Annotated in this window: 9 protein-coding genes; 7 read left to right on the forward strand and 2 right to left on the reverse strand. The window is 67.1% G+C overall.

Translation table 11 applies throughout. The features are described from left to right. Both ACFE7D_RS13295 and ACFE7D_RS13300 read right to left on the reverse strand, forming a co-directional pair. A partial coding sequence (locus ACFE7D_RS13295) for a TonB-dependent receptor plug domain-containing protein (protein ID WP_375395895.1) occupies positions 1-363 on the reverse strand: 363 nt, incomplete at its 3' end. A 179-nt stretch (positions 364-542) separates the two neighbouring features. Continuing rightward, positions 543-1,703 (reverse strand): alpha-hydroxy-acid oxidizing protein, encoded by a 1,161-nt coding sequence (locus ACFE7D_RS13300; protein WP_375395896.1) that lies wholly within the window; start codon positions 1,701-1,703, stop codon positions 543-545. 133 nt (positions 1,704-1,836) lie between these two features. Between ACFE7D_RS13300 and ACFE7D_RS13305 the strand changes: the two genes are divergently transcribed. The 7 genes from ACFE7D_RS13305 to ACFE7D_RS13335 form a co-directional block, all read left to right on the forward strand. After that, entirely contained in the window at positions 1,837-2,592 is a 756-nt protein-coding gene (locus ACFE7D_RS13305; RefSeq protein WP_375395897.1) for a Crp/Fnr family transcriptional regulator, read from the forward strand. 87 nt (positions 2,593-2,679) lie between these two features. Continuing rightward, entirely contained in the window at positions 2,680-3,474 is a 795-nt protein-coding gene (modA, locus tag ACFE7D_RS13310) for a molybdate ABC transporter substrate-binding protein (RefSeq protein WP_375395898.1), read from the forward strand. Positions 3,475-3,492: 18 nt separating this feature from the next. Next, positions 3,493-4,176, forward strand: a complete 684-nt coding sequence (modB, locus tag ACFE7D_RS13315) for a molybdate ABC transporter permease subunit (RefSeq protein WP_375395899.1) — start codon at positions 3,493-3,495, stop codon at positions 4,174-4,176. Positions 4,177-4,311: 135 nt separating this feature from the next. Continuing rightward, positions 4,312-5,103 carry a molybdenum ABC transporter ATP-binding protein gene (gene modC, locus ACFE7D_RS13320; RefSeq protein ID WP_375395900.1) on the forward strand — a complete coding sequence of 264 codons (792 nt, stop codon included), beginning with the start codon at positions 4,312-4,314 and terminating at the stop codon, positions 5,101-5,103. 114 nt (positions 5,104-5,217) lie between these two features. Further along, positions 5,218-5,886 (forward strand): spermidine synthase, encoded by a 669-nt coding sequence (locus ACFE7D_RS13325; RefSeq protein WP_375395901.1) that lies wholly within the window; start codon positions 5,218-5,220, stop codon positions 5,884-5,886. 37 nt (positions 5,887-5,923) lie between these two features. Beyond that, complete coding sequence (gene cyoA, locus ACFE7D_RS13330) at positions 5,924-6,805, forward strand: ubiquinol oxidase subunit II (RefSeq protein WP_375395902.1); 882 nt, start codon at positions 5,924-5,926, stop codon at positions 6,803-6,805. After that, a partial coding sequence (locus ACFE7D_RS13335) for a cbb3-type cytochrome c oxidase subunit I (RefSeq protein WP_375395903.1) occupies positions 6,802-7,632 on the forward strand: 831 nt, incomplete at its 3' end. The genes cyoA and ACFE7D_RS13335, both read left to right, overlap by 4 nt.

Here is a 7,632-nt window from a genome sequence, read left to right on the forward strand (position 1 = left end):
GAACGGGTCCGCGATCGGTATGCCGTCGAATAGGACCAGCGTCCGGCTGGTCGCATTGCCGCCAAGCGAGCGGAGCGTGATCCCCTGCGCCGACGGGTTGGCCGAGCGGCTGTCCGATCGGCGGAACTGCGCGAGGCCGGCCACGTCGGACAGCACGTCCTCCACCCGGCCCGATGCATCGCCCTTCAGCCGGTCGCGGCCGATGATCGTCGTGCCGTAGGCGGGGGTGCCGGGGGGGAGGTCCAGCCCGCGGCCGAGGACGACGATGTCGGGTATGGGGGTTGGGTCGGGGGCGGTTTGCGCGGTTCCTGCGGTTGGTAGCGCAGCGGCGAGCAATGCGAGGGGAAGGAGCGGGCGGTTCACCGGTGGCGCATGGCCTTTGGGGTGCGGGGGAGCAAGGGGGCGGTCGCGAAGCCTGTGCTGATCGCCTTCCTCCTCCGTCATGCCGGACTTGATCCGGCATCCATCGTGCCGCGCATTCTCACGCCTGGGGTTTTCGCGGCACGATGGACCCCGGATCAAGTCCGGGGTGACGGGTGAAGCTAAACCCGCATCACTCCCGCTGCCCGCACATCGGCGATCGTCGGCCAGCCGTTCACCGCCATCAGCAGATCCGCCTCCGCGAGGATGCAGCGAAGCACGTGCGCCGCGCCCTCCGCACCGCCGAGCGCGAGGCCGTAGCAATAGGGCCGCCCGATCCCGACCGCACGCGCGCCCATCGCCAGCGCCTTCACGACATCGGTGCCCGATCGAACGCCCGAGTCGAACAGCACCGGTACCTCGCCGGCACCCGCGACGACGCCCGCCAGCATGTCGATCGCGGCGATCCCGCCATTCGCCTGCCGACCGCCGTGGTTCGAACAATAGATCGCATCGACGCCGGCATCCGCGGCCCGGCGCGCGTCGTCCGGGTGACAGATCCCCTTCAGCACCAGCGGCAATGTGGTCAGCGAGCGAAACCAGGTAATGTCGTCCCAGGTCAGCACCTTGCCGAAGATTGATCCCCATGCGCCGATCGCGGCGCGCAGATCGTCGCGCGGGGGCTTGGCGAGCAGCTTCCGGAAGACCGGATCGCTGAAATAATTCTCCAGCACATGGCCGCGCAATTGCGGGAAATTGCCGGTGTTGAGATCGCGCGGTCGCCAGCCGGTCACCCAGGTGTCGAGCGTCACGACGATCGCCTCATACCCCGCCGCCTCCGCCCGCGATATCAGACTGGCGGCGACGTCCGGATTGCGCGGGGTGTAGAGCTGGAACCAGCCGGGGGTATCGTCCTTCGCCTTCGCGACCTCTTCCAGCGGATCGTTCGACAGCGTGGAGGCGGTCAGCGGCACGCCGGTCATTGCCGAGGCCCGCGCCGCGGCGATGTCGCCGTGCCCGTCCTGCGTGCACATCCCCGTCACGCCGATCGGTGCCATGAAGATCGGGCTCGGCAGCGTGCGGCCGAACAACTCGATCGACAGGTCGCGGCGCGTGGTGTCGACCAGCATCCGCGGCACCATGCCCCAATGACCGAAGGCGGAGACGTTGCGATCCTGCGTCGTCTCGTCGCCGCACCCGCCCTGGACATAGGTCAGGAGCGAGGGCGGCATCGCCGCCATCGCTCGCCGCTCCAGCGTTGCCGAGTCGACCGGGATGTTCGGCACCACCCCCGACAGCCCCGCGCCGTAGATCGCGGTCTGGTAATCGCCGTATTGCGCCATGGCACCTCTCCTCGCCGACGCTTGCCACCGTGGATGCGCGATTGTCGAGCCCGCGTTTGTCCCGTGTATGGCCCCCGCGCGTGGCCCCGCGTGCGGCATTGTCCCCGGCGCAACCGCGTGGCAGACTGAATAAATGAACTATGTCGAACATTTCAGCCTGGGTGGAGGCGCGCTGCTGAATCGCTTGGGGCGCTATCTCGACCTCACCGACGACGAGCGTGCCGCGGTCGAGGCGATGCAGGCCCCGTCGCGGCGACTCGCCCCGGGCGATACGTTGATGCAGGAAGGCGGCCAGAACGACGCGATGTATGTCGTCGAACATGGCTGGCTGCATTCATCAGCGCTGTTGGCGATGGGCGGGCGGCAGATCGTGCGCTTCCATTATGCCGGCGACCTGATGGGCGTGTCGAGCATCGCCTGGTCGCAATCCGCGACGACGCTGACCGCGATCGTTGACTGCACCGTGGCGGAGGTGCCCAAGATCGCACTCGGCCAGTTGTTCGCGACCGAGCGGCGGCTGGGCGGTCTGCTCTACGCGATCGCGGCGGCGGAAAGCGTCGCAATGGCGGACCGGCTGACGTCGGTCGGGCGGATGAACGCGATCGACCGGGTGACGACGTTGCTGCTCGACATGGTCGCACGGCTGCGCGTGACCGCTGGTGGGATCGTCGACTCGTTCGAGATGCCGCTGACGCAGGCGGATATCGGCGATGCGACCGGGCTGACCAAGGTGCACGTCAACCGTACGCTCCGCGAAATGGAACGGCGCGGGATGATCGCGCGCATGGGCAAGCGCGTGCGGCTGATCGACGAACCCGCGCTGATCGCCGCCACCGGTTTCGTCGATCGCTATTCGGTCGTCGCGACCGACTGGCTGCCGCGCAGCTGAAATTACCGAAATAAAGACGTCGGCGCGGTTGCCGGTTCGTGCTGCCCTCGATATTCGGTCGGATATAGCGCTTTCGGGGATATTGCGATGACATTTGCGACGCGCCGGGCGATCCTTGGCTGGCTGATGGCGATCGCCGCAATGCCGATGCCGGCGGCGACACCGGCTGCAGCACAGACGCAGCCGCCGCTGACGGTGTTCGCTGCGGCATCGCTGACCAATGCGCTGACCGAAATCGGCAAGGCATACACCGCCAAGACCGGTCAGCCGGTGCGTTTCTCGTTCGCGTCCAGTGGCGTGATCGCGCGGCAGATCGAAGCGGGGGCGAAGGCGGACCTGTTCTTTTCTGCCGACACCGAATGGATGGACTATGTCCAGACGCGCGGGCTGATCGATCCTTCGACCAGGCGCGATCTGCTGCGTGGTCGCCTCGCGCTGATCGCGCCCGCCGCAAGCACCGTTCGGCTGACGATCAAGCCCGGTTTCGCGCTCGCCGCCGCGCTTGGTGCCAAGGGTCGGCTGTCCACGGGCGATCCCGATTCGGTGCCCGCGGGGCGCTATGCGCGGGCGGCGCTGACGAGCCTCGGAGTCTGGCCGACGGTCGCCGATCGGCTGGTGCGTGCCGATAACGTCCGGACCGCGCTGACCTATGTCGCGCATGGCGAGGCACCGCTCGGCATCGTCTACGAAACTGACGCCGCGATCGAACCCGGGGTACGGATCGTCGGCTTCTTCCCCGAAGCGAGCCATGCGCCGATCGTCTATCCGGTCGCGATCACGAAGACGGCGGCACCGGGGTCAGCGGACTTCTACCGCTTCGCCACCGGACCGGCGGCGCGGGCGATCTATGCGAAATACAAGTTCCAACCGATTGGCCGATAGAACGCCGTCGACCCCGCGATGACGCCCGACATCTGGGAGGCGCTGCGGCTGAGCCTGGTCGTGGCGGGTCGCGCGACGGTCTGGGGGTTGGTGACCGCGCTGGCCTGTGCATGGCTGCTCGCGCGGTACCGGTTTCCGGGGCGGACGTTGCTCGACGCGGTGCTCCACGCGCCGCTGATCCTGCCGCCGGTGGTCGTCGGGTTCGCGCTGCTCCTGCTCTTCGGCACGCACGGGCCGATCGGCGGGTGGCTCGATCGGCATTTCGGGTATCGGCTGGTCTTCACCTCGGCCGGCGCATCGCTGGCCGCGGGGGTCTGCGCGTTCCCGCTCATGCTTCGCGCGGTTCGCCTCGCGATCGAGGGTGTCGACCCGAAACTGGAAGAGGCGGCGCGCAGCCTCGGCGCGGGGCCGATCGACCGCGCGTTCACGATCACGCTGCCGATCGCGCTGCCCGGGTTGATCGCCGGCGCGGTCATCGGTTTCGCCGCCGCGCTTGGCGAATTCGGCGCGGTCATCACCTTCGCCGCAAACATTCCCGGCGAGACGCAAACGCTGCCGCTCGCCATCTATGCCGCGCTGCAGGTTCCGGGGGGCGAGGCGACCGCGATGCGGCTGTCGCTGGTATCCTTCGCCGCCGCGCTGGTCGCGTTGCTGCTGTCCGAGGTCCTGCTGCGCGCGGGCAAGCGCGCGGCGGGGCGGTAGGACTTGTTCGATCCAGTCGATCCGCTCTCCTGCGAATGCAGGATCTCGGGGCCAGGAGGGGTGACGATCATTACCCCGGGTTCCTCCTTTCGCAGGAAAACGAGAACGGATCGGACAGATGGGGCGATGTCCTAGATGCTGTCCGTCGCCATTCGAACGACGTTCGGCCGGTTCGAGCTCGACGTCGCGTTCGACGGGCCCGGCGACGGGATCACCGTGTTGTTCGGGCCGTCGGGCGCGGGCAAGTCGGCGACGCTGGCCGCCATCGCCGGCCTGTCGCGACCCGCGAACGCGCGAATCGCGCTCGGCGAACGCGTGCTGACCGACACCGCGGTGCGCAAGTCCCTTCCGGCGGAGCGACGGCGGATCGGGATCGTCCACCAGGAGGCACGGCTGTTCCCGCACATGCCCGTGCGCCGCAACCTGCTCTATGGCTGGCGGCGGACGCGGGCGGAGAAGCGGATCGGGTTCGACGAGATGATCGACGTGCTCGCGATCCGTCATTTGCTCGACCGACGCCCTCACGATCTCTCGGGGGGCGAGCGGCAGCGGGTCGCGATCGGTCGCGCCATGCTGAGCCAGCCGGATCTGCTGCTGCTCGACGAACCCGTCTCCGCGCTGGATTCGGATCGACGCGGCGCGGTGCTGGCGTTCGTGCAGGATCTGAAGCGCCGCTTCGCGCTGCCGATGGTCTATGTCACGCATAGCGCGGACGAGGCGCGGTTGCTGGGCGATGTCGTCGTTCGGCTCGAGGATGGCCGGGTGACGGGTGCCGGTCCGGCCGGCGCGATGCTGCCGACGCGGTCGCTGACCGGCGTGGTGGTCGCGCAGGACGGCGCGACGACACGGGTGTTGCTGGACGGGCGCGATGTGGTGTTGCCGCGGATCGATGCGGCGGTGGGGGCCAGCGTGCGAGTGGGGTGGTAGGGCGTTCGTCGTAGCGCGCCCACGCTCCGTCATCCCCGATTCCGCGGGGACGACGGGAAAGGGGCGGGGGAACGGGTGTTTCGCCCTTCACCAAACCCGCCTAACACCCCCGGGATGATCCCCCGCATCCTCCTCGACACCGCGCAAATCCCGGATGGCGCGACGCTGCGTCTGTTCCAGCATGGCCGGGATTTCGCGATCATGCTGGGGATGAGCGATCTGATGAACAGCCGGATGAGCGGATCGGAGGAGGCGTTGGCGACGATCGGCTGTACGTCGCTCGTCGCGCACCCCCGGCCGCGGGTGCTCGTCGGCGGACTTGGAATGGGCTTCACGCTTCGTGCGCTGCTCGGGGTACTTGGCGAGGATGCGGAGATCGTCGTTGCCGAGATCGTACCGGCGATCGTCGCATGGGCGCGTGGACCGATGGCATCACTGTTCGGTGATAGTCTCGACGATCCGCGCGTCACGATCCGGGTCGGCGACGTAGCCGACGCCATCGCGATCGGCGGTTGGAATGCGATCCTGCTCGACGTCGACAACGGCCCCGACGGGCTCACCATGCCCGGTAACGACCGATTATACGGCGTGGCCGGCATCGCCCGTGCCCGCGCTGCACTGGTGCCCGACGGCGTGCTCGCGATCTGGTCCGCCGCGCCCGACAAGGCGTTCGCGAACCGGTTGCGCGGGGCGGGGCTGGGCGTCGTCGAGCATCAGGTGCGCGCGCGGTCGAACGGCAAGGGGCCGCGACACGTCATCTGGACTGCGACCCGCGCGACCTGATGGAACCAGTTCGTTCCAGGGACGCTCCGCCTGCAGAATGATCAGCAATGTTCTTCCCGGCCGCGTGCGGCGCGCGACGGCGTCCTTCGCCACTCTGGGACTGGGCGGCTGCGTTCCGGGTATTCTCGCTCCCGCGGGCCCGGTCGCGGCGGGCGAGCGGCTGATCCTGTTCGATTCGCTCGCGATCATGCTGGCGATCATCATCCCCGTCATCTGTCTCACCATTGCCTTCGCGTGGTGGTTCCGCGCCGGCAATGAAAAGGCGAAACGGCTTCCCGACTTCGCCTATTCGGGCCGGCTGGAACTGCTGGTGTGGTCGATCCCCGCGCTGGTCGTCATGTTCCTCGGCGGCGTGGCCTGGGTCGGCAGCCACGAGCTCGATCCGCCGAAGCCGCTCCGCTCGATGAACAAGGCGATCAACGTCGATGTCGTCGCGCTCGATTGGAAATGGCTGTTCATCTACCCCGACCAGGGCATCGCGAGCGTCAATCGACTGGTCATACCGGCCGGCACCCCGGTCAGTTTCCGCATTACTTCCGCGACCGTCATGAACAGCTTCCTGGTGCCGCAACTCGGCAGCCAGATCTACGCGATGTCCGGCATGACGACCCGCCTGAACCTGATGGCGGATCATCCCGGTCGCTATCTCGGGCGGTCGGTCCATTACAGCGGCAAGGGGTTCCCCGACATGCAATTCGTCGTCCATTCGGTGACGCCGACGCAGTTCGGGGCATGGGTCGCTGGCACGAGGACCGCGGGACCGGTGCTCGACAAGCGCGGCTTCGTCGCGCTCGACCGGGACAGCGTCGACGTGAAACCCTATACCTACCGCACCGTCGCACCGAAGCTGTTCGAGGCCGTGGTGCGCAATTCGGGCACGTTGTCGACCAGGAACGCGGTCGACGGGAGGCTGCAATGACCTTTTTCGGCAAGCTCGGCTGGAACGCGATCCCGCTCGACGAACCGATCCCGATGGTCGCCTCGGGGGTCGTCGCGCTCGTCATCTGCAGCGTATTGTTCTGGATTTGGCGGGCGGGGCATTTCCCGTATCTCTGGCGCGAATATATCACGTCGGTCGATCACAAGAAGATCGGCATCATGTATTGCGTGCTGGCCCTCGTAATGTTGCTGCGCGGCTTCTCCGATGCGCTGCTGATGCGGTCGCAACAGGCGATCGCGATGGGAAACAACGGCTATCTGCCGCCCGATCATTACGATCAGGTGTTTTCCGCGCACGGCACGATCATGATCTTCTTCGTGGCGATGCCGTTCATGATCGGGCTGATGAACTTTGCCGTGCCGCTGCAACTCGGCATCCGCGACGTCGCGTTCCCGACGCTCAACTCGGTCAGCTTCTGGCTTACCGCATCGGGCGCGTTGCTGGTCAACATAAGCCTGGTGGTCGGCGAGTTCGCGAAGACGGGTTGGGTCGTCTATCCGCCGCTCAGCGAGCTGCGGTTCTCGCCGGGCGTCGGTGTCGATTATTATCTGTGGGCGTTACAGATATCGGGCGTCGGCACCTTGTTGTCGGGCGTCAACCTCGTGACCACCATCCTGAAGATGCGTGCGCCGGGCATGGGCTATACCCGGATGCCGATGTTCTGCTGGACGTCGCTGGCGACGAACCTGCTGATCGTCGCGGCCTTTCCCATCCTGACCGCGACGCTGGCGATGCTGACGCTCGACCGGTATCTGGGCTTCCACTTCTTCACCAACGAAGCCGGTGGCAACCAGATGATGTTCGTT

Origin of the sequence: uncultured Sphingomonas sp., assembly GCF_964244235.1 — a bacterium.
Classification (GTDB): Bacteria; Pseudomonadota; Alphaproteobacteria; order Sphingomonadales; family Sphingomonadaceae; genus Sphingomonas.

Excerpts from the sequence above, each read along its gene's own strand:
- ACFE7D_RS13300 (WP_375395896.1), bottom strand. The coding sequence starts at position 1,703 with ATGGCGCAATACGGCGATTACCAGACCGCGATCTACGGCGCGGGGCTG.
- ACFE7D_RS13305 (WP_375395897.1), top strand. The coding sequence starts at position 1,837 with ATGAACTATGTCGAACATTTCAGCCTGGGTGGAGGCGCGCTGCTGAAT.
- modA (WP_375395898.1), top strand. The coding sequence starts at position 2,680 with ATGACATTTGCGACGCGCCGGGCGATCCTTGGCTGGCTGATGGCGATC.
- modB (WP_375395899.1), top strand. The coding sequence starts at position 3,493 with ATGACGCCCGACATCTGGGAGGCGCTGCGGCTGAGCCTGGTCGTGGCG.
- modC (WP_375395900.1), top strand. The coding sequence starts at position 4,312 with ATGCTGTCCGTCGCCATTCGAACGACGTTCGGCCGGTTCGAGCTCGAC.
- ACFE7D_RS13325 (WP_375395901.1), top strand. The coding sequence starts at position 5,218 with ATGATCCCCCGCATCCTCCTCGACACCGCGCAAATCCCGGATGGCGCG.
- cyoA (WP_375395902.1), top strand. The coding sequence starts at position 5,924 with ATGATCAGCAATGTTCTTCCCGGCCGCGTGCGGCGCGCGACGGCGTCC.